This window comes from Streptomyces sp. NBC_00846, assembly GCF_045207325.1.
In the GTDB taxonomy this organism is placed as follows: domain Bacteria; phylum Actinomycetota; class Actinomycetes; order Streptomycetales; family Streptomycetaceae; genus Streptomyces.
The window spans coordinates 5,828,209-5,852,497 of the sequence record NZ_CP108846.1 but is presented as its reverse complement, the minus strand read 5'-3'; the positions used below and the strand labels follow the sequence as shown (position 1 = coordinate 5,852,497).

The window sequence follows — 24,289 nt, the reverse complement described above, 5'->3', positions numbered from 1 at the left end:
TTGGTGAAAAGCACACGAAAGGGTGATCGGCACCCGCCCCCCAATTGACGCCTTATTGGCAGAAATCGGGCAACCTCAAGGAAGTTGCCAGGCTCGAAGCGGCCCGACGCAACTCTGTGATCACCAACGAACCCTGCCGCGAAGGCTGGTGAACAGATACGCACAGATCAGGGCCGACAACGACAATGACAGCGCGGTGCCCACGGGATGTGCCAGCACGCGCACGAAAGCCGCCACCCATCGATCCGTCTCGTACGGCCAGCGTGGCCACACCAACTCGCGAAGCCTGCCCGGAAGTCCGGCGACCGGACGGGCGGCCGACCCCGCCAGCGCATGCTGAACAAACGGAACGACGAGTACAGGAACGGCCAGTACAGCGGCGACTCCGGCCGTCGTCACCCTGAACACTCCGGCGGCCAAGAGGCCTGCCCAGGCGTAGCCGACGGTCAGTCCCGCCCAACCCGCGCCCAGGAATGCCGAATTCGGTGGCATCTTAATCAAATCGTCGCCATATACCAGGCGAATGGCTTCGGCGGACGCCCACACGACAAGCACGGCGAGAACCAGGGCGACGCCTGCTGACACCGCCAGCTTGGCGAGAAGCAATCCCAGACGACGGGGTACGGTGCCTCGGCCCGCCGCGAGCGCGGGATAGCGGAACTCGTCGCCGAAGGACAGGGCACCGATCAGTCCGGCCCCGACTGCCGCGGGTGGCAGCGGCAGCAGCGACGGCCAGCCCGCCAGCACCTTCGGCAGCTGAGCATGGCCGGAGCGGGCGAGGAGAAGGGAGAGCCCGGCCGAAGCGACAAGAACGGCGGCCATGACCAAGGTTGTTGTTCTGACACCGAAGAGGCGGCGCAGTTCGTAGCGCAGCGGGTGAAGCGGACCGCGGGCCGAGCGGCAGCGGATCGGCGGGAGCAGCTCCGAGCCGGATGCCTGCGCGGCCGGTCGGGGCTCGGTCTCCCTTTCCCCGAGGTCCGCTGGATCCGTGGGCTCTGCGGGATATGCGGGACCGGCGTCGGCGACCTCGTCGGCGAGTAGGTGCACGGGGAGCCCGTGCCGGAATGCCGCGTCGCCGATTTCCGCGCAGGTGGAACCGTAGACGGAGAGACGGCCGCTTGCTTCGGTAACCACCTCGACCGAGCGCCTGGCCACTCGGGCCTCACGGGCCAGGACGGCGGCGAGGCGCGCTGCATGCGGGGTCCGGATCGCGACCCGGGGGCGGAGACGGGTCCGCGAGAAGTCGCCGGCGCTCTGGTCCGCGACAAGACGTCCGCCGTCGATGGTGACCACGTGGTCGGCGGCCCGCGCGGCTTCTTTGGGGTCGGTCGTGGTGTAGAGAACGGTGCCGCCTTGGGTGGCGTGCGCCTGGAGCAGGCCGTGCAGCCAGCACTCCTCACGCGAAGAGAGCCCTTCCGCGGGATCGTCGAGGATGAGGGTGTGCGGGTCGCCGAGCAGTGCCGAAGCCAGGGCGAGCAGGCGGTCCATACCGGGTGAGAGTGTGCCGAGGCGCTGATCCCGGAGTCCGGCGAGACCTACGGCCTCAAGCAGTTCGTCGGCCCGGGATGCCGGTACACCCGCGGCGGCGCAGAGCATACGGAGCTGACCGCGGACGGTGCGGGCGGGATGACCCGGTACGTCCCCGAGGAGCACGCCGACCTCTCGCGCCGGGTGCGGAATACGGTGCAGCGGTCTGCCCCTGAAGTGGGTGACCCCTCGTCCCGGGTCGAGTTCGAGCATCAGACGGAGGGTGGAGGTCTTACCCGAGCCGGGGGCACCCAAAAGCGCGGTGACGTGGCCTGCTCGGGCCTCGAAGGTGAGGTCGTGCACGGCGGCCGGTAGGCCGCGGCGGGGGGCGCTGGTGAGTCCGATGGCCTGGAGCATCGCTTCTCTCGCGGAAGGTGAGACCGCTCGGCGGCAGGGCGGTACCACAGCAAGATAACGCGACATATCCGACTTTTGGTGCAGCATCAACGTTGCGGGCGTTCCGCAGGGTCAGATTTCCGGCCTCAACATCGGCGGGTTGAGTACCGTGGCCGCACCGGCTCGGAATAGCTGGGCAGGGCGACCGCCCTGCCGAGTGGTCGTTCCGCCGGCAGGCACCAGGAAGCCTGGCGTACCTGTCACCTTGCGGTGAAAGTTCCGCGGGTCGAGAACCACTCCCCACACTGCCTCGTACACCCTCCGAAGCTCGCCGACCGTGAACGCCGGCGGGCAGAAAGCGGTCGCCAGGGAGGAGTACTCGATCTTGGAGCGCGCCCGTTCCACCCCGTCGGCAAGGATCTGCGCGTGATCGAAGGCGAGCGGGGTCAAGTCCTCGCCCTCATGACCGAGCCCGCCCTCCGGCCCCAGTAGATCCTCGACCGGCGCCCAACGCGCACTATTCGCATCGCCGCCGGCCCGCGGCGCCGGCAGATCGGGGGCCAGGGCGAGGTGAGCGACGCTGACGACCCTCATCCGGGGGTCACGCCCGGGGTCGCCGTAGGTGGCGAGCTGTTCAAGATGGGCGCCGTTGCCGACCGCCGGGGCTACAGGATCCTGGGCGCACAGTCCGGTCTCCTCGACGAGTTCGCGCGCTGCTGCGGCTCCGAGGTCCTCATCGGCTTTGACGAACCCGCCGGGCAGCGCCCATCGCCCCTGGAATGGCGGCTCGCCCCGGCGCACCACCAGCGCACACAGCGCATGACGGCGCACCGTGAGCACAACCAGGTCGACGGTGACAGCGAAGGGCGGGAAGGTCGACGGGTCGTAGGACGACATGCGGTGATCATAGTCGTCTGCCTGACGATAAACACTCCCTTCGCCATGCTCGTAGGCCTGACTACTTTTGCCGCGCACTTCGGCACGACTACTGCGACCCAACTACTCCGGCCTGATCACTCCACTCGCCGCCCGGGAACCTCCGAGGCGCCGACCACCGTCCCCCCGTAGATCACCGAGTCCCGCACACCCTCGATTCCTCTTACACCCTCCGGGCCTGCGCTCCCCGCACGGTGAGGAGCGATGATCTCGGTACCGGACCACCGAGGAGAGGTGTCACAAAGCGACGAGGGATGGCAGTCATCGACCGCTCCTGGACCCTCGACGGCTCGGGGAGACTCGCCCGGACCGGCGTCGGGAAATGGCCGCTTCGGGGCGAGCGGAGCCCGAAGGGGTCTTCCTTCGCCGAGTGGCGGTCGGGCGTACGCTGCGGGGCCGCGTCCGGTCCGGGCGTGGGCGCCGACCCGCCCGGGCATTGCGCTCACCCCGGAGGCAGCGGCGCAGCGTCTCCGGGTCGAGACCCTGGTTGCACGCCTCGTGCAGGAGTTGAGCGAAGGTGTACCCAGGGTCCACCCGCAGAGCAAGGCCCAGTGCGACCCGTGCACCCGGTTCATCACCTGTCGACCAGGAGACCCACCCGGCCAGGGTCAGCGGCGCCGCGGCGTGCTCCTCATACGGGGCGACACAGCGACGGGACAGCGCCCGCCAGAGCCGCAACGCGGAATCGGCTTCGGGCCCTTCCATCCATTCCGCGGCCTTGTCGCGGGTTTCCCGGTCCTGCAGTCCAAGGATCACCGCGGCGGCCTCGTCATGGCTGATCAACCGGTCGTCATTGATGTCCGACGCGGAGGGCGCCGCCACCGGCGCCTCCCTGATGCGTTTCATGAGCCTTCGGGCGAGTCCCAAGGTCTCCCGGGCCACGTCCTTGCGTCCCGCCTCGTCGAGGATCTTCGGCACCAGCTCGGCACCGGCCGAGTCGAGTGCCCGTTGCTGGTCTGCCGCCGCCCCGGTATTCAGCGGTTCGAGCCTGGCCTCCATCTCCCGCAGTGTTCCGCGCACTTGAATGCCCGCGTACGCAGCGGCGGCCGCCATCACAGAGGTACCGGGCAGAGCCATCTGGTTCCCTTCAGTCGGACAGCAGCGGCTGTCCGGGCAGCAGTACGACCAGTACCGGCCGCCAGAGATGCAGAGTGCTTCGAGTACGGGTACGTCGAGGGCACCGCAGGCCGTACGCAGCCGCTGGGCAAGGGGCCGCAGCCGCTCCATCGTCTGACTGCCGCTCTCGCCCCGGGCCGGATCCTGGCAGAGGAAAATGACGATCGCGTCAGGGCGCTCGCCACGCCGCTCGCTTCCCTTGATCAGACACTCGGCAAGCTGCTCGGCGACGGAGGCCCATTCCTGGGGTGACTGAGGGATGCCGAGCCTGAGCCGCCCGCCGAAGCGGCCCCGGCCGCCGTGCAGGGCGACCATGACCACGCTGTCGTTCGGGTGGAACCCCATGAGATACGGGAGGGCGTCGGCAAGCTCGGCAGGCCCCCGCAGGGTGATCTGCTGCTCGCCGACCGGACCGCTGGATTCGTGGTGCTGGTTCATGGCACGACCGTCCCGCGGGCGGCCAAATTCCGCGACCCCTGTGGATAACTTTATCCACAGGGGTGCGGGGTCGTTCGCGGTTTGTCGTAGTCATCGGGTTGCATGGGGGCATGACCAACGCAGACCGCACAGTACTCAGGGCTTCGGCCGATTCCGTACTTGCCCGACTTGTCGGGGACACCTCAGGTGCTGCACGGCTGCGGGAGGACCAGTGGCGGGCCATCGAGGCACTCGTCGCCGACAAGCGCAGGGCCTTGGTCGTCCAGCGAACCGGCTGGGGCAAGTCCGCCGTGTACTTCGTCGCGACATCGCTGCTCCGGGCGCGGGGCGGCGGGCCGACCGTGATCGTCTCACCGCTGCTGGCGTTGATGCGCAACCAGGTCGCGGCGGCGGCCCGGGCAGGAATCAGCGCCCGGACGATCAATTCGTCCAACACGGAGGAGTGGGACACCGTCCAGGCCGAGGTTGCGGCCGGGGATGTGGATGTGTTGCTGGTCAGCCCCGAGCGGCTCAACAATCCCGATTTCCGGGACCAGGTCCTGCCCCGGCTTGCCGCTGCGACCGGGCTCCTCGTGGTCGACGAGGCGCACTGCATTTCCGACTGGGGCCATGACTTCCGGCCCGACTACCGACGTCTGCGGACCATGCTGGCCGATCTGCCCGCCGGCGTACCCGTGCTGGCAACCACGGCCACCGCCAACGCGCGAGTGACCGCGGATGTCGCGGAGCAGCTGGGCACCGGTGCGGGTACGGATGCTCTCGTACTGCGTGGCCCGCTGGACCGGGAGAGCCTCAGCCTCGGCGTCCTTCAACTGCCCAATGCCGCACACCGGCTGGCCTGGCTGGGCGATCACCTCAAGGAACTCCCCGGCTCGGGGATCATCTACACGCTGACGGTTGCGGCCGCCGAGGAGATCACCACGTATCTGCGCCAGTGCGGGCACACGGTGGCGTCCTACACCGGCCGCACCGAGAACGCCGACCGCCAGCAGGCTGAGGACGACCTCCTTGCCAATCGCGTCAAGGCCCTGGTGGCAACGTCCGCGCTGGGCATGGGATTCGACAAGCCCGACCTGGGTTTCGTCGTTCATCTCGGCTCCCCCGCCTCCCCCATCGCCTACTACCAACAGGTGGGGCGCGCGGGCCGCGGCGTCGACCATGCGGAGGTGCTGCTGCTCCCGGGCAAGGAGGACGAGGCGATCTGGCAGTACTTCGCATCGGTTGCCTTCCCTCCGGAGGAGCAGGTCCGGCGGACGATCGAGGCTCTCACCCAGGCGGGCCGTCCGCTTTCGCTGCCGGCTCTGGAGCCCTTGGTCGACCTGAGACGCACCCGGCTGGAGACCATGCTCAAGGTGCTCGACGTCGATGGCGCCGTCAGGCGGGTGAAGGGCGGCTGGATCGCCACGGGTGAGCCCTGGGTGTACGACTCCGAGCGCTATGCCTGGGTTGCCCGCCAACGGGCCTCCGAGCAGCAGGCGATGCGCGAATACGCAACGACGACCGACTGCCGGATGGAGTTCCTCCGCCGCCAGCTGGACGACGAGAATGCAGCCGCATGCGGACGTTGTGACAACTGCGCGGGTGCCCGCTTCGACGACCACGTGTCGGGTGCGGCACTGGACGGGGCCCGGGGCGAGCTCGCCAGGCCCGGCGTGGAGGTGGAGCCCCGCAAGATGTGGCCGACCGGTCTCGCCGCTGTGGGTGTCGACCTCAAGGGCCGTATTCCCGCGGGAGAGCTGTCGTTCCCCGGCCGTGCGCTGGGTCGGCTCTCCGACATCGGCTGGGGCAACCGGCTGCGTCCGATGCTGGCGGCGCAGACGGCAGATGCCCCCGTGCCGGACGACGTGACGAACGCGGTTGTGCGTGTGCTGGCCGACTGGGCCAAGGGTCCCGGGGGCTGGGCCTCTCGGGGTGAGGACGCCGCACCCCGACCGGTCGGAGTGGTCACTATCGCCTCACACAGCAAGCCGCGGCTCATCCAGTCGCTCGGCAGAGGCATCGCCGAGGCCGGCCGGATGCCCCTGCTGGGCAGTGTCACCTATGCACCGGAGGCCGATGGTGTGCGGGTCTCGCAGACCAACAGCGCACAGCGGGTTCGGGCTCTGCACGAAGCGCTGGTCGTGGAACCCGAGCTGGCCGACGCCTTGGCCACGGTGGACGGTCCCGTACTACTCGTGGACGATCTCTCGGACACCGGCTGGACACTGGCCGTGGCGGCGCGACTGCTGCGCCGGGCCGGGGCACAGGGGGTGTTTCCGCTGGTCCTCGCTGTTCAGGCGTGACGGGAGGCGTCATCCGGGCACGGCATGGGCAGGGATATCAGAGTCATTCCGGCTGATTCCCGTCAGCTGCGCCAATTGCTCGTTGCCGCCCGCCGATACGCCAGGAAGAATTGGACTCGCTCCCCGCACGGCCCTTTCGCGGCCCGGAAGGGCTGTGCCGCGGTGCGCCCTCACTCGACCCCGCCCGCACCGTGGGCGCGTATGCGAAGGGAGGACCGTGACCTTCGGATTCGCTCCGTCCGCAGCCACTTCGATATCGGCGTCTTCGGCATCCGTCGACTCCGCCAACCGCCTTGCCAGGATGCTCGAACCGGCCGAGTGGGCAGAAGCGGGCATACCGTTGCTGCGCAACCCTCGCGAGGTGGTCAGCGGCCTGCACGCCAGGCACCGGCCCACACCGGAAACCGCTGTCGTCGCCGTACTCGACCATGAGGAACGCCTCGCGGCCAGCGCCTCGTTTGCCCGCCACTCCATAACCGCGGACGGCTGGGAGTTCCGCAACGCTCTACTGGCGCACATGCGCCGGGTGATTCCGCACGACCTTCGTCGCCGCACGCCTGCCCGCACCGCCGTACTGCTCTACTGCCGTGAGGGCGACGAGCGTTGGACGGAGGAGGACGGGGCGTGGATGTGGGGCCTGCGGGACGCGTGCACATTGCACGGCCTGCGGTGCGGTGCGTACATCACGCTGACCCTCGGCGGCTGGCAGGTGTTGGGCGAGGGCCGGGGCGGGCGTCGGCCCAACTCCACATCCCGCCCGTCCGCGCTCGCCGAAACGTCGCTGGACCCCGATCCGGTTCCGCTGCGCACCGGCGGGGGTGCGGCTCAGGCACTGCGGCGCACCGCAGCACGCTGATCCGTCGTCGCGGGCCCGGCCGCCCTCTCGGGCAGCCGGGTCACCACAGTCCTTCGTCCCCTACGGATCAGACGCCGGCGCCGAGCTCTGCGTTGATCAGTTGCGGGTCTCCGCACACGATCAGCAGGGCACCTGCTCGTTCACGAGCACCGGACAACACACGGGCAACGGCGTCACCACCGTCACCGTTGACAGCGACGACCACTACGGGCCGGATCTTGAGCCGGTCCATGGCTGTGGCACCGGCGAAGAAGACATCGTCGCCGGCTTCGTGCTGCGCCCAGTAGGCGGCCTCACCGAAGGTGAGTTCGTGCACAGCCCACGGGTGCTGTTCTCCTGTGGTGAGCACCAGGATGTCGCCCGGTGCGCGTCCGGAGTCGAGGAGCAGATCCACCGCTTCGTCGGCGGCGTCGAGCGCACCGGCGGCCGAGGCGGGGATCAGCTGGATCTGCGGTGCAAAACGATTCTCCGACCGTGCCGCCTGCGGCTGGCCGGAGGTGGAGTGCGGGCGCTGCGCCGGGGGCGCGGGCCTCGCGGGGCCGGGGCCCGGGCGACCCGGGCGCGGCATGGCCGCTGAACGCGGACCGGGTACAGGACGGGGGGTCGACGCGGTGCGGCCTGTGGCCGGAGTGACGCGGGGACCCTGGGCGCTCTCGTGAATCTGAGGCTCCTCGGGGGTGAGAGGCATGGGTGGTTGTCTATCAAACGCCGACGCGCAAGGCATCAGCGGGTGGGTACACGTGCGCGATCAGAAGTCGAAGCCGAGTTGGCCCCCGTTTTCCAGTGCAGCCGCCTCGGCGGAGAAGCGGACCTTCTTGAGGTGCTGCCACCTGGGCAGCGCGTCGAGGTAGGACCACGAAAGGCGGTGCAGGGGTGTGGGCCCCCACTCCTCCAGCGCGGCCCGGTGCACGGGCGACGGGTAGCCGGCGTTGGCGTCGAAGGCGAAGGCGGCGTACTCGCCGGAAGCCGCGCCCAGTTCGGCCATCATCGTGTCCCGTCGAACCTTCGCGATCACCGAAGCTGCCGCGACCGCGATACAGGACTGGTCGCCCTTGATCACAGTGCGGACCTGCCAGGGCTCTCCCAGGTAGTTGTGTTTGCCGTCGAGTATCACCGCGTCGGGTCGGACTGGCATGGCTTCGAGGGCGCGCACGGCTGCGAGGCGAAGTGCAGCTGTCATGCCCAGGTCGTCGATCTCCTGCGGAGAAGCGTCTCCCAGAGCGAACGCGGTGACCCAGCGCTCCAGCAACGGGGCCAGCTCAGCGCGGCGCTTGGGACTGATCAGTTTGGAGTCGGTGAGTCCGGCGGGAGGTCTGCGAAGGCCGGTGACGGCCGCACACACAGTGACCGGTCCCGCCCACGCTCCGCGTCCGACCTCGTCGACACCGGCGACGGTCTTGGCACCAGTGGTCGCGCGCAGTGAGCGCTCGACGGTGTGCGTGGGTGGTTCGTACGGCATGGCGCCTGTCAGGGTACGCCGATGGGTACGCCGACAACACCCCGGGGCGGGCGTCGGCCGCCCCGGCCGCACGCCGCGCCGCGGAACGGTTTGCGGCACGGTCGTGGTCCTCGTTCTTCAGTTTGCTGCGGTACACGCGCCGGTCGAGCCTGTATGTACGCACTCGGCGGTCGCGAACAGTTGTGCCGAAGCCGGGAGAAATCCACTGAGGATCACGGACTGGAGGTGCTGCCCGGCGCCTGCGTCACATTCGTGAAGCATGGAACGCGGCACGGAACGGTGCGCTGCTCGTACCAGTCGGGCCAGACCCGTCCGGCCAGACCCACATCAGTACGGGTCGTAGGGGTCGTACTGATCGTCTTCGTCACCGCCGCGGTCGCTGCCACCGCCGCTCGTACGGGAAGCGTCGCAGCTCTGTGCCAGGTCGTTCGGGCCCCGCTTTCTCAGAATGCCCCGGGCCCGCGCCTCGCCCCAGCTCTTGGCGTACCACGGGGTGTCCGAGGATCTCAGCGACCGTTGGATGTCCTTGAGGGCGCAGGAGCGCAGTGGCTCGGGCAGCGTGTCCAGGGCCGGTACGGCGTCGGCCGAGAGGCCCTGGAGGTAGTCGATGTCTATCGAGTGGTCGTTGCGGTACCGCTGGACGTTCTGTTCCGCGATCAGCCCATCGGGCGAGACCAGTCCGAACGCGAGCACGGCGGCGGCTGCGCTGGCGGCAACGGCGCGCGGCAGCAGGCGGGCACCGAACACGCCAGCCGCCATGATCAGGACGAGAACCACGCCGAGCCAGAGTTCCATCGCAGCCACGGATATACGCAGCCGTGTCAGACCGTACGCATCGACGTACAGGTCCATACGCCTCAGCGCGGACGCCACGACTATGAGGGTGAGCAGGCACAGCGTGCCGAGCACGCTCCGTACGAGAGTGCGGTCGTTCCCCCGTCCGCGAGGAGCCCGGCGCAGGGCGATCGCGATCACCAGCAGCGTGAGGAGCGTGGCCCAGAGAAGCTGCCAGAAACCCTGACGGGCGTATTGGGAGTAGCTCAGATCGGTTTCGGCCATCACCTTGTCGTATCCGCCGAGCAGCACGGCGAGCTGGATGGCGATGAAGACGGCGAACAGCAGATTCAGCACGATGAGCGGAAGGGCCCATTCCAGCCGTCCGCTCGCCTTCCCCGGTCGAACGGTGATGCCGTCCCACCGCACCGGTGCGGCTGCGCTGTACGCGGCGGCGAACGCACCGACCAGGCCGATCACAAAGAGGAACAACCGCCAGGGGCTGTCGCCCACCGACACATCCGGGATCAGGTTGCCGAGCACGTCGGCGAAGGCGGCATCGGCGCTTGCGAACAGTGCCCCGAACACGATGAGCAGGACGACCGCCACACCAGTGGTGCGGAATACGACTCCGAGCCGGCCCCGGGAGCCTGCCATCCGTTCACGCACGCCTCGCCCGCCCCAGGCCAGGCCATCGGTGATGGAACTGAACAGGCCCAGTGAACCGAGAAACACCCCGAGCCAGCTGCGACTGCCGTGCAGGGCGAGTGAGCCCAGCGCGACAGCCGATACGACCGCCAGGAAGGTGGGCCATCCGGCGTCCCGAAGGGCCGGGACGGCGAGGAGCGCAAGGCCACCGACCGCCCAGACACCTGTCCATGGGCGGAGTCGGCGACCGGCTGCCTGTGCGGCGAAGTATGCCGCGAGCGCTGCGGGAACCGCGACGATCAGAAGGTTCGGGCCGAGGCCGTCACCCAGCAGGAGGGCGCTCAGTATCGCGGTGGCCAGGACGGAACAGAGTGTCGCGGTCCGGATGGCGGGGGGATTGGCCGGGCGAAGTCGTGAGACCGCCGAGGCCTGGGGTCTGCCCTGCTGCCTGGGGTTGGGCGGGCGCTGTGGTCCATCCTGTTGCCCGGAGACCGGCACCTTCGGCGGCTCGGCGGCTGCGCCGCGGGGTTCCGGCATCGCGGCCTTCGACATCGCGGCCGTCCCGGGCCTCCCGGCCCGTTCCGACATCTCCGACAGTTCGGACCCCTCAGACCGCTGGGACCCCTCGGGGGCATCTTCCGGCCGAGGTGTTTCTGACGTGTGATCGGACATGGGACCCCTCCCTCACCGGGGTCTGCACGCACCGCCGCTGGGCAGCGCGGGGGCACCCCGGCGTCTCATTTCGGTGCGCGCCCGTCAGGATGATCACCGTGGGCGGCGTGGCCGAAAGGGTAACTTCCCCTTACGGTTACCGGCCGTGCGAGGCAGGGCTGTGGCAGTACCGTGACAGTCGCGCCGTCCGATCGACGCCGCGCGCCATCGTCATCGACATCGCCGTTGTCGCGCTTCGCCCTACCGCAGGAGCCAGTCCGGCAGCTCCTCCGTCTGTGCCGACCAGTCGGCAGGCGGTGCGCCCGACTTGCCCGCCGCGACGATCCCGCCGACGATCGCACAGGTCGTGTCGACATCGCCGCCCGCTTGGGCCGTCACCCAGAAGGCCTGCTCGAAATCGCCGAGACTTCGCGCCGCCGACCAGAGGGCGAACGGAACGGTGTCATGTGCACTGGTGCGCCGGCCGTTACCGAGGACCGCAGCGACCGTCCCGGCATCGTCGTAGTCGAGCATGTCGCGTGCCCGGCGCAGCCCGGCGCCGACCGCGCTGCGCGGTACGAGCCCGATCACACCGTCGAGAAGTTCTGTCGGGGTGGGCGGTCCCGCGGACGCCGCCGCCAGCGAGGCAGCGGCCGCAACAGCCATCGCGCCCACGACCGCCTCGCGATGCTGATGCGTGGTGTACGAGGAGATCTCGGCCTGGTGCGTGGCCTGCTCCGGGTCGTCCGCGTACCAGGCACCGAGCGGCGCGATGCGCATCGATGAACCGTTGCCCCAGGAGCCCTGTCCGTTGAACAGCGCGGACGCCAGCTCCCGCCAGTCGCTGCCTTCCCGCACGAGCCGGAGCAGCCGGTTCACGGCGGGGCCGTATCCGCGGTCGAAGTCGTGGTGGTCTGCGAAGGAATGAGCGAGCGCGTCCTGATCGATTCGCTCGTGCCTCACCAGCACGGCCAGCACCGAAGAGGCCATCTCGGTGTCGTCCGTCCACTGCCAGGGGCCGGGTGGAAGTCCGCGCTGCTTCAGCAGCGGATAGTTGGCCGGCACAAAAAATTGGGAACCCAGCGCGTCTCCCACAGCCAGTCCACGCAGGCTGGCCAAGGCGCGCTCAAGACGTTGCTCGGAGACAGAGTCAGCGGTTGTCATCGCCCTTCCACTCTATCCGGTGATGCCGTAGGGCTCAGGGGTGCGCCAGCGTTCGAACGGCCGGTCAAGGGTGTAGCGCCCGTCCGCTCCGAGTATCAGTGCCCTGGTCTCGCCGTTGCCCGGATTGGACAGCGATTCGAACTCGGCCACCGACCAGTGGAACCAGCGCATGCAGAACAAACGCATGGTCAGCCCGTGTGTGACCAACAGAACGTTCGGCGGGTGGTCAGGGGCTTCGAAGCTCCGGTACAGACTCTCCAGGAAGGCCCCGACCCTGTCGTACACATCGGCCCCGGACTCGCCTTGCGCGAAGCGGTAGAAGAAGTGCCCGTAGGCATCCCGGTACGCCTTCTGCAGCCTCACATCCTCCCGGTCCTGCCAGTTCCCCCAGTCCTGCTCCCGCAGCCGCGGCTCCTCCCTCACCCGCACCCGCTCCAGGTCCAGCCCGAAGGACCGGAAGGTCTCGTGCGTGCGGCGGTAGGGCGAGACGTACACGCTGACCCGTTCGCCGTCGAACAGCTCGCGCAGCCGCACGCCCGTCTCCCTGGCCTGCCGGAGACCTGTCGCGGTGAGCCTCAGCGCATGGTCGGGCTCACGCTCGTACACCGTGTCATCGGCGTTGCCCTCGGACTCCCCGTGCCGGACGAGGACAATGCGTTGCGGTCGTGCCATGTACCGACCCTAGATCGGCTGCGGCTCATTCGAGCAGTTGTCCGGACTCCATCCGACGGATGTCGCCCGTGAAGCGGCGGCGCAGCGCCCTGTCGTGGGAGACCACCACCATCGCGCCCTGCCAGTGCGCCAGCGCCTCTTCCAGCTCCTGCACCAGTCCGAGGGCCAGGTGATTCGCGGGCTCGTCGAGCAGCAGCAGGTCCGCGGGTCTGGCCAGCAGACGGGCGAGGGCGAGACGTCTGCGCTGCCCCGCGGACAGCGATCCGACCGGCAACTGGAGATCCCGGGACCGGAACAGTCCGTACGAGAGCAGCAGTTCCTCCTGTTCGTCGTCGGTGAGTGGCAGTCCCCGGCCGAATGTCGCGAGCACCCGCTCCGCAGGTCGGTGCGTCGGTATCTCCTGCGCAAGGTATCCGATTCCGCCCCGCCGGACCACGCGGCCCGCGTCCGGTCCGAGCACGCCCGCCATGACGCGGAGCAGAGTCGACTTCCCCGCTCCGTTACCGCCGTGAATCAGTAGTCTCTCGCCCGCCGCTACGGAGAGCCGGTCGACTGCGAGCCGATCGCCCACCCGTATACCCGTCAGGGACACCAGCTCCCCTTCGGTCGCACCTGCCCTGGGCCGGGCTGTGAAGCGCAGCGGGTCCGGGGGCCTGGGGACGGGCTCCTCCCTCAGTCGCTCCAGACGCTTGCGGGCCTTGCGGATCCGCCCGGACACCGAGGCCTGGACCCGGCCCGCGGCCCGGTCGTACGCCATCTTGTTGTTGTCCTTGATGTTACGGCCGGCCGCGACATCGTGGGCTGTGGTCGATGTGTACTCCTCCAGGTGGGCCGTCTCCTCGCACCACTGCGCATAGGACTGTTCCCAGCGTCGCCGTGCGGCGGTCTGCTCGGTCCGGAATCCCTCGTATCCACCGCCGTAGCGCACAACGGTCCGGCGGTCGGAGTCGACCTCCAGCACCGCTGTGGTCACGCGCTCAAGGAAGATCCGGTCATGGGACACAGCGATCACCGTGCCGCGGTAGGACAGCAGTGCGCCCTCCAGCCAGTCGAGAGCGGCTCCGTCCAGGTGATTGGTGGGTTCGTCGAGCAGCATCACCTCGGGGGACGCCGCGATCAGGCAGGCGATGCCGAGCCGTGCCTGCTCGCCGCCGGAGAGACTGCCGAGCCGCCGGGCCGGCCCGATGCGGGCCAGACCGAGGCCGTGCATCGCCTTGTCGACACGCGCGTCCGCTCCGTATCCCCCGCGTAGTTCGAACGCCGTGAGCAGGTCTCCGTAGGCGGCGAGGGCGGCGTGACCGGCCGTACCGAGTGCTGCTTCGGCCTCCCGTAACTTCTGCTCCATGGTACGCAGTTCCGCAAGGGCATCGTCGATCACGTCCTGGACCGCGCTGTCCGGCGGCAGCCTTGGCGTCTGCGCCAGCAGCCCCGTGCTGCCGTCGGACGCCGTGAACGCCTCACCGGAATCCGGCCGTTCCAGGCCGGCGAGCAGGCCGAGCAAGGTTGTCTTGCCCGCGCCGTTCTCTCCCACGATGCCGATCCGCTCACCTGGGCGCACTGTCAGTGAGACTTCGTCGAGCAGCAGCCTTTCGCCGCGGGTCACGGTGATATCGCGCAGCGAGATCTGTGTAGGCACGGGCACCTCCGAACTCGGACAGCCACAGCAACGGAAGCAGCAGCGACCAGCGGGGAGCTGCCGGGAATGGTCCCAGGCCGCCCACCGACTCCCATCAAACGCAACCACTGTTGCATTAAGCATGAGCGTGGCACACTGGAACGCACTAACGCAACAGGAGTAGCAATTGACCGAACGAAGAGCCGCCCCGGAGACCGCCGTTCCGGCAGCCCCGCTCGCCCCTGGTAGCCACCGCCCCGGAGGTCGCACCGCTCGCACCCGCGCGGCGGTCCGGAATGCCGTCCTCACCGGGCTCGTCGAGCATGGCTACCCGGGCCTCTCCGTCGAATACGTCGCCGAGCATTCCGGCATCCACAAGACGACCCTCTACCGCCGCTGGGGAAACCTCGAAGGACTGGTCGTGGATGCCCTGGATCTGGCCGGGGAGGACAGCTGGACACCGCCCGACACCGGAACCCTGGAGGGAGATCTGCGCGCCCTCGCACACACGACGGCCGCCGCCTTCACCGACCCCGACACAGCGGCCGCGCCGACTGCGTTCGTCGCCGCGGCCTTCCAGTCCCGGCGCGCAGCCGAGGCGCTGCGCGGCTTCTACGCCGAACGGTTCGCCCGTTGCGAGGTCATCGTCGCGCGCGCTGTCGCGCGCAACGAACTGGACCGGCGCACGGACGCAGGAGCGCTGGTCAGGGCAGTGACCTCCCCCTTGTTCTTCAGGCTGTTCATCACCCGTGAACCCATCGACGAGAGGCTGGCCGACCAGTCCGCGGACGCGGCGCTGGCAGCTGCCCGAGCGGGCGTCTTCAGCACCCCGCCCACCTCGGCCCCGCCCACCCGGGCCTCGGCCGAACCCGCCTGATCAGCGACCCAATCGCCCACGTGCACAACCTCGACCGCGCCAGTCATCCGACCGAACCCGGCTCGGCCGCCCGCCCGCCCCGCACCGTCCGTCCGTCCGTCCGTCCGTCAGATCACACCGTCCAGGACGGTTCGAGCTGCACCACGTCTCCTGCCACAGCCGCCACATCGTCCTCGGTCTGCGCCCGTTGCGTCAGCCGCTCGATGCTCCCCGCCCGGTACTTGCCACGCTCGGCGCTCGACTGCCACATGGACAACACAAGGAACTCGTGCCCCGGCGCCTCGCCGAACACCCCCCGCAGCATCCCCGGAGAGCCGGCCATCGCCGGGTTCCACACCCTCTCCTGCATCAGTGCGAAATGCTCGACCCGGTCCTCGTGCACCTTGCTGTGCGCCACCCTGACGACATCCGCGTCGGTGAAGCGCGGCTCAAAGCCGGTCTTCACATCGAAGCGGTACTCGAACAGCTTGACCTGGATGCTGCTGTACGTGCCGGACTGCGCGGCGGCCAACCCGTCGTGGGCACGCGCCATGAACGAGTCGTAGAAGACGCGGTTCTCCCAGAAGGCGAAGACATGCGCCACTTCCGGACGCCCTCGGCTCCACCCGCCGCCCTGACCCCTGAATCCCGGCTCACCCAGCAGCCCCGCCCACTTTCGCTGCCCCCGTTCAAAACCTCGACGGTCCACCACGGTGCAACGAATCCACTTGACCAGCACCGCGCCATCGTACGGTGCGGAACCCGGCGCGGGTCACCCTCTGATGGAGTACGAACCGATCGCCGAGAAACGCAGAATGATCTCCAGGGCCTCGATGCACACCAACCCCCTGTTCTCCCGCCTCGAATCCGCCCAACGCGTCCTCGTCACGGGGGTCGGGGGCGGGTTCGACATCTATGCGGACTCCCGACCGCGCGCCCGGCACCTCGAACGCGACCTGGACACCGTCATCGCCGGCCTCTCACAACCTTGGAACTCCGGGGTCGTCGAAGATCATGTCAACCGGATCAAGATGCTGAAACGCCAAATGTTCGGTCGCGCAGGATTCGAACTCCTACGCAAACGCGTCCTGCCCTACTCCTGAAGAGACCGGTCAGGATGCATCCTCAAGAAGCCCGAATCCTTCCGGGAACCCTGCCAGGAACTCGCGCCGAGCCGGGTGGGACTCGACTTCGGCCATCTCCCCGAGCAGATCGATCAACTCCTGCCGCTGATCGCTCGACAGCTTGGTGACCAGGTGGGCGATGCCCTCCAGCACCTTCACGGCGTCGTCCTGATCCGTCTGATTCTCTTCACTGCCGTCGATGAACCACAGGACATCGACCAACGCCTCGGCCAGGGCGCGAGTCAGAGACGGGTACACGGGCATCACGGTGGTCTCCCAGCAGGTCAACGGCAGAGTCCGGCCATCCCACCACCCGCCACTGACATCACTTTCCGTGAGCCTCCACGGAAACCAGAGCCACTACTGCTCGATAAAGCCACTCGCGAAGGCGCCCTCTTCGTCGACGCGGTGGCGCACGCGCACCACCACACCCCCGACCACCCCAGCAGCGTCAACGGGTCGATTGCCGCAGCCGTCCAAGGAGCCTTCGGGGACGTACAGTTCACCTCGCGCACCCGTGGCAGCGAACTCTTCATCAACCCTCTGATGACACTCTGCTTCGCCTTCGAACTGGACGCGGTGGCCCGCAACTGCCTCTATCTCGACCGCATCGAGGACGCCCATCTCATCCGTCAGGTCAGCAGCGCCATCGAAACCTTCCGCGAAGAGGTCCGGCAGCAACCGCCCCGCCACATTCCGCACTGAACCAGCGAACCGGCAAACCGGCGAATCGGCAATCCGGCGAACGCCGAACCGTCGATCGACGCAGTGGCCCGATTCCGCCCCTGGCTGCCAAGCCGGTTGGATCCACGGTCCGTTACGGACATGATCGGGTGGTATCAACGGCCCGACGACCCAGCGGCGAACCAAGGAGGGAAGTCCGATGAGCACGCCCAACAAGGACATCGAGAAGGTCGAAGTCAGGCTCAAATGGGATCCCAGTCCTCCGGGTGCCCCGGCCCATGACCTCGACATCATCGCGGCGACCTACCTCACGAATGCGCCCTACGGCAGTCCGGCGTACCTCGTGCACTTCGACAGCCGCTCGCCGGACGGCACCATCACTCTCAACCGCGACAGCAGGACCGGCCAGGGCTTCGGTTTCGACGAGGTGATGACGCTCGAACTGGGCCGGTTGTCGACCGCGTACACCCGGGTCGTCGTCGGAGTCGCCATTCAGCAGCGCGACGGCCACAAGACATTCGCCGAGATAGCGAATACCGGTGTACAGGTCCGGGAGGGCTACACGAATCTGGCGGAGGACGACTTCTCCGCGGTCGGCGCCGCCACCGCGGCAACCGTCGTGGAGTTCGTCCGCAGCGCCTCCGGTGTCTGGGAGTTCCACGCCACGGTCCGGGGCTTCGACGGTGACCCCGATTCGTTCGCCGCAACGATGGGAGGCCGTACACCCGGAGCCTGACGCCTCGCGGGACACGGTCAGCACGGCAACCGGCCGAAGGCCCCGGTCCCGGCCGCTGCTGCACGACGGAGGGGACCGGGCTCGCGATCAGCCGCGTTCGAAACAGTGCGAGTGGCCGATGGCGGAGAGGCCGCGGCGCTCATACCAGTGGCGCGGCCAGTCCGCCGCATCGGCGGTCAGGAACCGGGTACCGCAGTCCGCGTCGGCGGCCAGGCGCAGGGCGGTGGTCAGGACGGCGTCGGCGTAGCCGCGCCTGAGATGGGCCTCCGAAGTGATCAGGTCCTCGATCTGGGCCGTGCCGGTTGCCGGGTCCAGATAGAGGTCGGCCCATGAAGCGACCTCGCCCTCCTCCGCGCGGGCACCGATGAAGTGAACGATGTCGGCTCCGCGTCGGCGAGCCTCGCGTCGGTCGACGAGATGGCGTACGACCTCGTCGTCGACATCCGGAAGGAGGCCCCGCCATCGCCGGGCGAGCGGGGTACGTATCGCGTCGAGGTCCATCTCCTCCGCAGGTCCGCCGGCCGGCACCGGGCCTGCGTGCAGCATGACCAGATAGGTGGAGTGGGTGTATCCGGCCCGGATCAGCGGCTCTGCGCACGCCGTTCCTGCTTCGTCGTCAAGGACGGAGATCATTCGGTGTGGCAGATGCCCCAGTGCCTCCTCCGCGATGGCCGGCAGCGCCTCGGGGTCGACGGCCGTGTCGACGACGACCTGGTTGTTCGCGCGGGAATGGGCGAAGGCGTCGTCATATACGGCGAACCCGCCAGGGAGGTCCACGGTGTGCGCGGCTTGGCGGCGAGCGAAGGCGGACAGGAAGCTGTTGATCCGCTGACGTTCTGAGCTTGGCATGTGGGGAGCCTATGCAGCCGTGCACCATGGCCGCCTTCGAATTGCCCCACGGGGGTCCGCTTCCCGGGGCCCCTCAATGCCTCTTCGCTCTCGAGGTCCTCCTGGCCGCCGAGCCACGGAACGTGGGGTTTCGGCACTGAATGTGGCGTTTCGGGGCGAGGCGCCGGCTGTCGGACGGCGCAGGAAACCGTGGAGGCGAAGCCAGTGGGTAGTGCCGGAGTCCAGCCCGGGCGGCCGAGACCGCTATGGGCCGCCCAGCCGTCCGGCATCGCCTCGAACACGCCTGGAGTCGCGTCGAGACGCACGACCCCGGAGGCCGGCACCCAGGAAGCAGAACCTGATAGATCAGCGGCTCTCGTCACTGGGCATGGAACGCGACGTCGACGGATCGCTTGTGCGACGTCCCTCGTCTCCGCAGATCCAAGACGCGCGAGAGGGTGCCGACCGGTGGTCGGCACCCTCTCTCAAGTGGAGCTCAGCGCCCTCAGCAGCAAATACTCACTGTTGCATCAGACGCAGTTGCGCTCATTGTCAGCTGCAACCGCTGGTCGAGCCGCAGCCCTCGCAGATGTAGCAGGACCCGGCGCGCTGCATCTTCGTACCGCAGGAGAAGCAGAGCGGTGCGTCCGCACTGATGCCCAGCTGCATCTCGACGAGCTCCGCCGAAGTGTGCGCCGTCATCGGCGCCGGCTTCTCGGCCTCCTGCACAGGAGCCACCGCCTTCAGGGGCTCCGTCCGCACCGGGGCGGACTGGGCCAGGGCTTCGACGTCCAGCTCGTCGTCCTCCAGGGAGGGCTCGTACGAACCGGTGTCGAGGTGACGCTGACGCTCTTCGGCCGAGTGGATGCCGAGTGCCGAGCGGGTCTCGAAGGGCAGGAAGTCCAGCGCGAGGCGGCGGAAGATGTAGTCGACGATCGACTGCGCCATCCGCACGTCCGGGTCGTCCGTCATACCGGCCGGCTCGAAGCGCATGTTGGTGAACTTCGAGACGTACGTTTCCAGCGGGACGCCGTACTGCAGACCGACCGAGACTGCGATGGAGAAGGCGTCCATCATGCCCGCGAGGGTGGAGCCCTGCTTGGACATCTTCAGGAAGACCTCGCCGAGACCGTCGTCCGGGTAGGAGTTGGCGGTCATGTAGCCCTCGGCGCCGCCCACCGTGAAGGAGGTGGTGATGCCTGGACGGCCCTTGGGGAGACGCTTGCGGACCGGGCGGTACTCGACGACCTTCTCGACCGCGCTGCGGATGGCGTCCTCGGCCTTGGCCGTGACTGCATCCGTTGCGGGCTTTCCCTTCTCCTTGGTCTTCGCGGAGAGCGGCTGGCCGACCTTGCAGTTGTCGCGGTAGATCGCGAGCGCCTTGACGCCCATCTTCCACGCCTCGAAGTAGACCTCTTCGACGTCCTCGACAGTGGCCGTCTCCGGCAGGTTGACCGTCTTGGAGAGCGCGCCGGAGATCCACGGCTGGATAGCGGCCATCATGCGCACGTGGCCCATCGCGGAGATGGAACGCTCGCCCATCGCGCAGTCGAAGACCTCGTAGTGCTCGGTCTTGAGACCGGGGGCGTCGATCACATTGCCGTGCTCGGCAATGTGGGCGACGATCGCCTCGATCTGCTCCTCCTGGTAGCCCAGGCGGCGCAGGGCCTGCGGGACGGTGCCGTTGACGATCTGCATCGAGCCGCCGCCGACCAGCTTCTTGAACTTGACCAGGGCGAGGTCGGGCTCGAGGCCGGTGGTGTCGCAGGACATCGCGAGACCGATGGTGCCGGTGGGTGCGATGACCGAGGCCTGCGCGTTGCGGAAACCGTTCTTCGCGCCGAGGCGGATGACGTCCTGCCAGGCCTCCGTCGCGGCGGCCCAGATCGAGTTGTCCAGGTCGTCCATGTGGACGGCCGCGGCGTTCGCATCGGCGTGCTGCTTCATGACGCGCTGGTGCGGCTCGGCGTTGCGGGCGTAGCCGTCGTACGGGCCGACGACCGCCGCGAGCTCCGCGGAGCGCTTGTACGAGGTGCCGGTCATCAGCGAGGTGATGGCACCGGCGAGGGCGCGGCCGCCGTCGCTGTCGTACGCGTGGCCGGTCGCCATCAGCAGGGCGCCAAGGTTGGCGTAACCGATGCCCAGCTGGCGGAAGGCGCGGGTGTTCTCGCCGATCTTCTGCGTCGGGAAGTCGGCGAAGCAGATGGAGATGTCCATCGCGGTGATGACCAGCTCGACGACCTTGGCGAAGCGCTCGGACTCGAAGGACTGGTTGCCCTTGCCGTCGTCCTTGAGGAACTTCATCAGGTTCAGCGAGGCCAGGTTGCACGAGGTGTTGTCCAGGTGCATGTACTCGCTGCACGGGTTCGAGCCGTTGATCCGGCCGGACTCCGGGCAGGTGTGCCACTGGTTGATCGTGTCGTCGTACTGGATGCCCGGGTCGGCGCAGGCCCAGGCGGCCTCGGCCATCTTACGGAAGAGGGACTTCGCCTCGACCTCTTCGATGACGTCACCGGTCATCCGAGCACGCAGCCCGAACTTGCCGCCGGACTCGACGGCCTTCATGAACTCATCGTTCACGCGGACGGAGTTGTTGGCGTTCTGGTACTGGACGGACGTGATGTCGTCGCCGCCCAGGTCCATGTCGAAGCCCGCGTCGCGCAGGGCGCGGATCTTCTCCTCTTCCTTCACCTTGGTCTCGATGAAGTTCTCGATGTCGGGGTGGTCGACATCGAGAATGACCATCTTGGCCGCGCGTCGGGTGGCGCCACCGGACTTGATCGTTCCGGCGGAGGCGTCGGCGCCTCGCATGAAGGAGACCGGTCCGGAGGCGTTGCCGCCGGAGGACAGCAGTTCCTTGGAGGAGCGGATACGGGAGAGGTTCAGGCCGGCGCCGGAGCCGCCCTTGAAGATCATGCCCTCTTCCTTGTACCAGTCGAGGATCGACTCCATGGAGTCGTCGACGGCCAGGATGAAGCAGGCCGAGACCTGCTGCGGCTGGGGCGTACCGACGTTGAACCAGACCGGCGAGTTGAAGCTGAAGATCTGGTGCAGGAGGGCGTACGCCAGCTCGTGCTCGAAGATCTCGGCGTCCGCGGGAGAGGCGAAGTAGCCGTGGTCCTCGCCGGCCTTGCGGTACGTCTTCACGATCCGGTCGATGAGCTGTCGCAGACCGGTCTCGCGCTGCGGGGTGCCGACAGCCCCGCGGAAGTACTTGCTGGTGACGATGTTGACCGCGTTCACCGACCAGAAGTCGGGGAACTCGACGCCACGCTGTTCGAAGTTGATCGAACCGTCGCGCCAGTTGGTCATGACGACGTCACGGCGCTCCCACGTCACCTCGTCGTACGGATGCACGCCGGGGGTGGTGTGGATGCGCTCGATACGCAGACCCTTGCTCGACTTGGATCCCTTGGCTCGGGAACCTCGTGCCGGGCCGCTCGCCGTCTCTGTCATGCCGCCTCCCATATGTGGGCAAAAACGCCCTGAAGTGCCCAGAACTTCCCGGGGCACAGTCTGTCTCTGATACTCCGTGTGCCGCGCACAGCACCCGGAGCAGGTCTATACAGCCGCCTGCCGCCGATCCACGGACCCGTGTCGATCGGCCGGTGTCGTTCAGTCGACGGCGACGGCGGGCACGGGGACCTCAAGGGTCTCGCCGGTCCCGCGTTCCTCCACGGGAGACCGCCGCTCGCGGAGCTCCGCGATGGCGGCCTCGAAGTCCTCAAGTGTGTCGAACGCCCGGTACACGGACGCGAAACGCAGGTACGCGACGAGGTCGAGTTCCTGCAGGGGGCCGAGGATGGCCAGACCCACGTCATGGGTGGTCAGCTCGGCGCTGCCGGTGGCGCGCACCGCCTCCTCGACCCGCTGGCCGAGCTTGGCGAGGGCGTCCTCGGTGACCGGCCGCCCCTGGCATGCCTTGCGCACGCCGGAGATGACCTTGATACGACTGAAGGGTTCGGTCACACCGCTGCGCTTGACCACCATCAGCGAGCAGGTCTCCACCGTCGTGAAGCGGCGGGAGCAGTCGGGGCACTGACGGCGACGGCGGATCGACGTGCCGTCATCGGTGGTGCGACTGTCGACGACCCGGCTGTCGGGGTGCCTGCAGAAGGGGCAGTGCATAGCTCCCAACCCTCCTTCACAGCACGACTGAATGGCCTCTTCAGGGCCCGCCAGGGCCCCTCGAAAGCAGTCTCAAGCATAGGCGATGGCCGCACTCCCGGCGGACCGGGGACCACAACTTCTGGGCGGCTGGAGCAATCCAACCACTAGATCTTGGGTTTGGTCGCACATTCGGCCCCGGCGCGTTTCGCGCGTCGCGGGCGGCCAGCAGGCAGCGTACGACCGACCACGAGGTTACGGGAACCGCGCGACTGCCAGGATTGCGGGGCCCCACCTGTCGGACTCCGACAACCCCCCACCGGAACCGGACCGCACCCTTCTCGACCCCCCGGGCGTCGACCGGAAGGAGACCCCGCGTGGCGTCGACGCACCGGCGGACGCTAGCGTAATGAGCCGAATCGCCACCCGGGCCGACCACCCGAGCCAACCGGTCGGTCCGACCGGCCGGCCCTAAACGGGGCCCCGGCCGCCTTCGCATCGCGCATACACCCAGCAGTGAACACACGACAGACTTTTATTAGTTTTTCACTCGAACGTGTGTTTGGCGCAACCTTTCGAAAGCTACTACCGTTGTCCAGCTAGGGAGACCATTCGAGAGGGGCCGACGTGACCACCACCGCAGACAGTGCCACCATCACTGCCCAGGACCGCTCCCAGAGCCGACTCGAGCCGGTGCATGCCATGAATGACTCAGTCACGAACACGGAGGGGCCGGAACCCGTGCGCCCAGCGCGCTCGCTACCCGGCCGACCTCCAGGAATCCGGGCGGACAGCTCGGGGCTCACGGACCGGCAGCGGCGCGTGATCGAGGTGATCCGGGATTCCGTGCAGCGGCGCGGGTACCCGCCGTCGATGCGGGAGATCGGCCAGGCAGTGGGCCTGTCCAGCACGTCCTCCGTCGCCCATCAGCTGATGGCCCTGGAGCGCAAGGGCTTCCTTCGTCGCGATCCCCATCGCCCCCGGGCGTACGAGGTCCGTGGCTCGGACCAGCCCAGCTCGCAGCCCACCGATACGACCGGGAAGCCCGCGGCGTCGTACGTGCCGCTCGTCGGCCGGATCGCAGCGGGTGGCCCGATCCTCGCCGAGGAATCGGTCGAGGACGTCTTCCCGCTGCCCCGCCAGCTGGTCGGTGACGGTGAGCTGTTCGTCCTCAAGGTCGTCGGTGACTCGATGATCGAGGCGGCGATCTGCGACGGCGACTGGGTCACCGTGCGCCGCCAGCCCGTCGCGGAGAACGGCGACATCGTGGCAGCCATGCTGGACGGCGAGGCCACGGTCAAGCGCTTCAAGCGGGAGGACGGCCATGTGTGGCTGCTCCCCCACAACTCCGCGTACCAGCCGATCCCTGGCGACGAGGCGACGATCCTCGGCAAGGTGGTGGCGGTGTTGCGGCGGGTGTGATGGCTCGTCGGCTCCGACCGGGCCCCGGGATCCACTGCGCCGATCCCGGGGCCCTTCC

Annotated in this window: 20 protein-coding genes and 1 pseudogene; 7 read left to right on the top strand and 14 right to left on the bottom strand. The window is 68.3% G+C overall.

The features are described from left to right. Positions 1–120 precede the first annotated feature (120 nt). The 3 genes from OG936_RS26915 to OG936_RS26905 form a co-directional block, all read right to left on the bottom strand. Entirely contained in the window at positions 121–1,884 is a 1,764-nt protein-coding gene (locus OG936_RS26915) for an ATP-binding cassette domain-containing protein (protein WP_406498067.1), read from the bottom strand. Between the two features lie 111 nt (positions 1,885–1,995). Further along, positions 1,996–2,760 (bottom strand): NUDIX domain-containing protein, encoded by a 765-nt coding sequence (locus OG936_RS26910; RefSeq protein ID WP_406500628.1) that lies wholly within the window; start codon positions 2,758–2,760, stop codon positions 1,996–1,998. Positions 2,761–3,060: 300 nt separating this feature from the next. Then, the gene (locus tag OG936_RS26905) at positions 3,061–4,353 is read right to left on the bottom strand and encodes a DUF4192 domain-containing protein (protein ID WP_406498065.1); all 1,293 of its coding nucleotides are present in this window, start codon (positions 4,351–4,353) and stop codon (positions 3,061–3,063) included. A gap of 110 nt (positions 4,354–4,463) precedes the next feature. Here OG936_RS26905 and OG936_RS26900 point away from each other — a divergent pair, with 110 nt between their 5' ends. Beyond that, complete coding sequence (locus tag OG936_RS26900) at positions 4,464–6,635, top strand: RecQ family ATP-dependent DNA helicase (RefSeq protein ID WP_406498063.1); 2,172 nt, start codon at positions 4,464–4,466, stop codon at positions 6,633–6,635. A gap of 217 nt (positions 6,636–6,852) precedes the next feature. Beyond that, positions 6,853–7,491 (top strand): hypothetical protein, encoded by a 639-nt coding sequence (locus OG936_RS26895; RefSeq protein WP_406498061.1) that lies wholly within the window; start codon positions 6,853–6,855, stop codon positions 7,489–7,491. Positions 7,492–7,558: 67 nt separating this feature from the next. On the opposite strand, the gene OG936_RS26890 is transcribed toward OG936_RS26895, so the two are convergent. The 6 genes from OG936_RS26890 to OG936_RS26865 form a co-directional block, all read right to left on the bottom strand. Beyond that, the gene (locus OG936_RS26890) at positions 7,559–8,179 is read right to left on the bottom strand and encodes a hypothetical protein (protein WP_406498059.1); all 621 of its coding nucleotides are present in this window, start codon (positions 8,177–8,179) and stop codon (positions 7,559–7,561) included. A 60-nt stretch (positions 8,180–8,239) separates the two neighbouring features. Beyond that, positions 8,240–8,950: a ribonuclease HII gene (locus OG936_RS26885; protein ID WP_406498057.1), complete on the bottom strand. Its 711-nt coding sequence runs from the start codon at positions 8,948–8,950 to the stop codon at positions 8,240–8,242. Between the two features lie 327 nt (positions 8,951–9,277). Beyond that, complete coding sequence (locus OG936_RS26880; RefSeq protein WP_406498055.1) at positions 9,278–11,044, bottom strand: DUF4153 domain-containing protein; 1,767 nt, start codon at positions 11,042–11,044, stop codon at positions 9,278–9,280. A 240-nt stretch (positions 11,045–11,284) separates the two neighbouring features. Further along, the gene (locus OG936_RS26875) at positions 11,285–12,187 is read right to left on the bottom strand and encodes an ADP-ribosylglycohydrolase family protein (protein WP_406498053.1); all 903 of its coding nucleotides are present in this window, start codon (positions 12,185–12,187) and stop codon (positions 11,285–11,287) included. Between the two features lie 12 nt (positions 12,188–12,199). After that, the gene (locus OG936_RS26870) at positions 12,200–12,859 is read right to left on the bottom strand and encodes a histidine phosphatase family protein (protein ID WP_383758864.1); all 660 of its coding nucleotides are present in this window, start codon (positions 12,857–12,859) and stop codon (positions 12,200–12,202) included. 25 nt (positions 12,860–12,884) lie between these two features. Beyond that, entirely contained in the window at positions 12,885–14,495 is a 1,611-nt protein-coding gene (locus tag OG936_RS26865) for an ABC-F family ATP-binding cassette domain-containing protein (protein ID WP_406498051.1), read from the bottom strand. A gap of 166 nt (positions 14,496–14,661) precedes the next feature. Between OG936_RS26865 and OG936_RS26860 the strand changes: the two genes are divergently transcribed. Further along, positions 14,662–15,351: a TetR/AcrR family transcriptional regulator C-terminal ligand-binding domain-containing protein gene (locus OG936_RS26860; RefSeq protein ID WP_406498049.1), complete on the top strand. Its 690-nt coding sequence runs from the start codon at positions 14,662–14,664 to the stop codon at positions 15,349–15,351. Between the two features lie 112 nt (positions 15,352–15,463). Here OG936_RS26860 and OG936_RS26855 read toward each other — a convergent pair whose 3' ends face one another. Then, positions 15,464–16,069, bottom strand: a complete 606-nt coding sequence (locus OG936_RS26855; RefSeq protein ID WP_327258682.1) for a YdbC family protein — start codon at positions 16,067–16,069, stop codon at positions 15,464–15,466. Between the two features lie 43 nt (positions 16,070–16,112). Between OG936_RS26855 and OG936_RS26850 the strand changes: the two genes are divergently transcribed. Next, a complete protein-coding gene (locus tag OG936_RS26850) occupies positions 16,113–16,433 on the top strand; it encodes a hypothetical protein (RefSeq protein ID WP_406500786.1) in 321 nt (106 codons plus the stop codon). Positions 16,434–16,442: 9 nt separating this feature from the next. Here OG936_RS26850 and OG936_RS26845 read toward each other — a convergent pair whose 3' ends face one another. Then, entirely contained in the window at positions 16,443–16,718 is a 276-nt protein-coding gene (locus OG936_RS26845; RefSeq protein WP_406498048.1) for a hypothetical protein, read from the bottom strand. A 102-nt stretch (positions 16,719–16,820) separates the two neighbouring features. Here OG936_RS26845 and OG936_RS26840 point away from each other — a divergent pair. Both OG936_RS26840 and OG936_RS26835 read left to right on the top strand, forming a co-directional pair. After that, positions 16,821–17,159, top strand: a pseudogene (locus OG936_RS26840) (hypothetical protein); the annotation flags it as partial. Positions 17,160–17,337: 178 nt separating this feature from the next. After that, positions 17,338–17,874 carry a TerD family protein gene (locus OG936_RS26835; protein ID WP_406498046.1) on the top strand — a complete coding sequence of 179 codons (537 nt, stop codon included), beginning with the start codon at positions 17,338–17,340 and terminating at the stop codon, positions 17,872–17,874. Between the two features lie 87 nt (positions 17,875–17,961). Here the strand turns inward: OG936_RS26835 and OG936_RS26830 are convergent, their stop codons facing one another. From OG936_RS26830 to nrdR, 3 genes are all read right to left on the bottom strand, one after another. Further along, positions 17,962–18,723, bottom strand: a complete 762-nt coding sequence (locus OG936_RS26830) for a GNAT family N-acetyltransferase (RefSeq protein ID WP_406498045.1) — start codon at positions 18,721–18,723, stop codon at positions 17,962–17,964. Positions 18,724–19,254: 531 nt separating this feature from the next. After that, a complete protein-coding gene (locus OG936_RS26825) occupies positions 19,255–22,158 on the bottom strand; it encodes a vitamin B12-dependent ribonucleotide reductase (protein ID WP_406498043.1) in 2,904 nt (967 codons plus the stop codon). A gap of 159 nt (positions 22,159–22,317) precedes the next feature. Beyond that, positions 22,318–22,830 carry a transcriptional regulator NrdR gene (gene nrdR, locus OG936_RS26820; RefSeq protein ID WP_383758871.1) on the bottom strand — a complete coding sequence of 171 codons (513 nt, stop codon included), beginning with the start codon at positions 22,828–22,830 and terminating at the stop codon, positions 22,318–22,320. Positions 22,831–23,436: 606 nt separating this feature from the next. On the opposite strand from nrdR, the gene lexA reads away from it, so the two are divergent. Further along, complete coding sequence (gene lexA, locus OG936_RS26815) at positions 23,437–24,231, top strand: transcriptional repressor LexA (protein ID WP_093898912.1); 795 nt, start codon at positions 23,437–23,439, stop codon at positions 24,229–24,231. Positions 24,232–24,289 lie beyond the last annotated feature (58 nt).

Coding starts and splice junctions, on each gene's coding strand:
- OG936_RS26915 (WP_406498067.1), bottom strand. CDS start 1,884: ATGCTCCAGGCCATCGGACTCACCAGCGCCCCCCGCCGCGGCCTACCG.
- OG936_RS26910 (WP_406500628.1), bottom strand. CDS start 2,760: ATGTCGTCCTACGACCCGTCGACCTTCCCGCCCTTCGCTGTCACCGTC.
- OG936_RS26905 (WP_406498065.1), bottom strand. CDS start 4,353: ATGAACCAGCACCACGAATCCAGCGGTCCGGTCGGCGAGCAGCAGATC.
- OG936_RS26900 (WP_406498063.1), top strand. CDS start 4,464: ATGACCAACGCAGACCGCACAGTACTCAGGGCTTCGGCCGATTCCGTA.
- OG936_RS26890 (WP_406498059.1), bottom strand. CDS start 8,179: ATGCCTCTCACCCCCGAGGAGCCTCAGATTCACGAGAGCGCCCAGGGT.
- OG936_RS26885 (WP_406498057.1), bottom strand. CDS start 8,950: ATGCCGTACGAACCACCCACGCACACCGTCGAGCGCTCACTGCGCGCG.
- OG936_RS26880 (WP_406498055.1), bottom strand. CDS start 11,044: ATGTCCGATCACACGTCAGAAACACCTCGGCCGGAAGATGCCCCCGAG.
- OG936_RS26875 (WP_406498053.1), bottom strand. CDS start 12,187: ATGACAACCGCTGACTCTGTCTCCGAGCAACGTCTTGAGCGCGCCTTG.
- OG936_RS26870 (WP_383758864.1), bottom strand. CDS start 12,859: ATGGCACGACCGCAACGCATTGTCCTCGTCCGGCACGGGGAGTCCGAG.
- OG936_RS26850 (WP_406500786.1), top strand. CDS start 16,113: ATGGAGTACGAACCGATCGCCGAGAAACGCAGAATGATCTCCAGGGCC.
- OG936_RS26845 (WP_406498048.1), bottom strand. CDS start 16,718: ATGCCCGTGTACCCGTCTCTGACTCGCGCCCTGGCCGAGGCGTTGGTC.
- OG936_RS26835 (WP_406498046.1), top strand. CDS start 17,338: ATGAGCACGCCCAACAAGGACATCGAGAAGGTCGAAGTCAGGCTCAAA.
- OG936_RS26830 (WP_406498045.1), bottom strand. CDS start 18,723: ATGCCAAGCTCAGAACGTCAGCGGATCAACAGCTTCCTGTCCGCCTTC.
- OG936_RS26825 (WP_406498043.1), bottom strand. CDS start 22,158: ATGACAGAGACGGCGAGCGGCCCGGCACGAGGTTCCCGAGCCAAGGGA.
- nrdR (WP_383758871.1), bottom strand. CDS start 22,830: ATGCACTGCCCCTTCTGCAGGCACCCCGACAGCCGGGTCGTCGACAGT.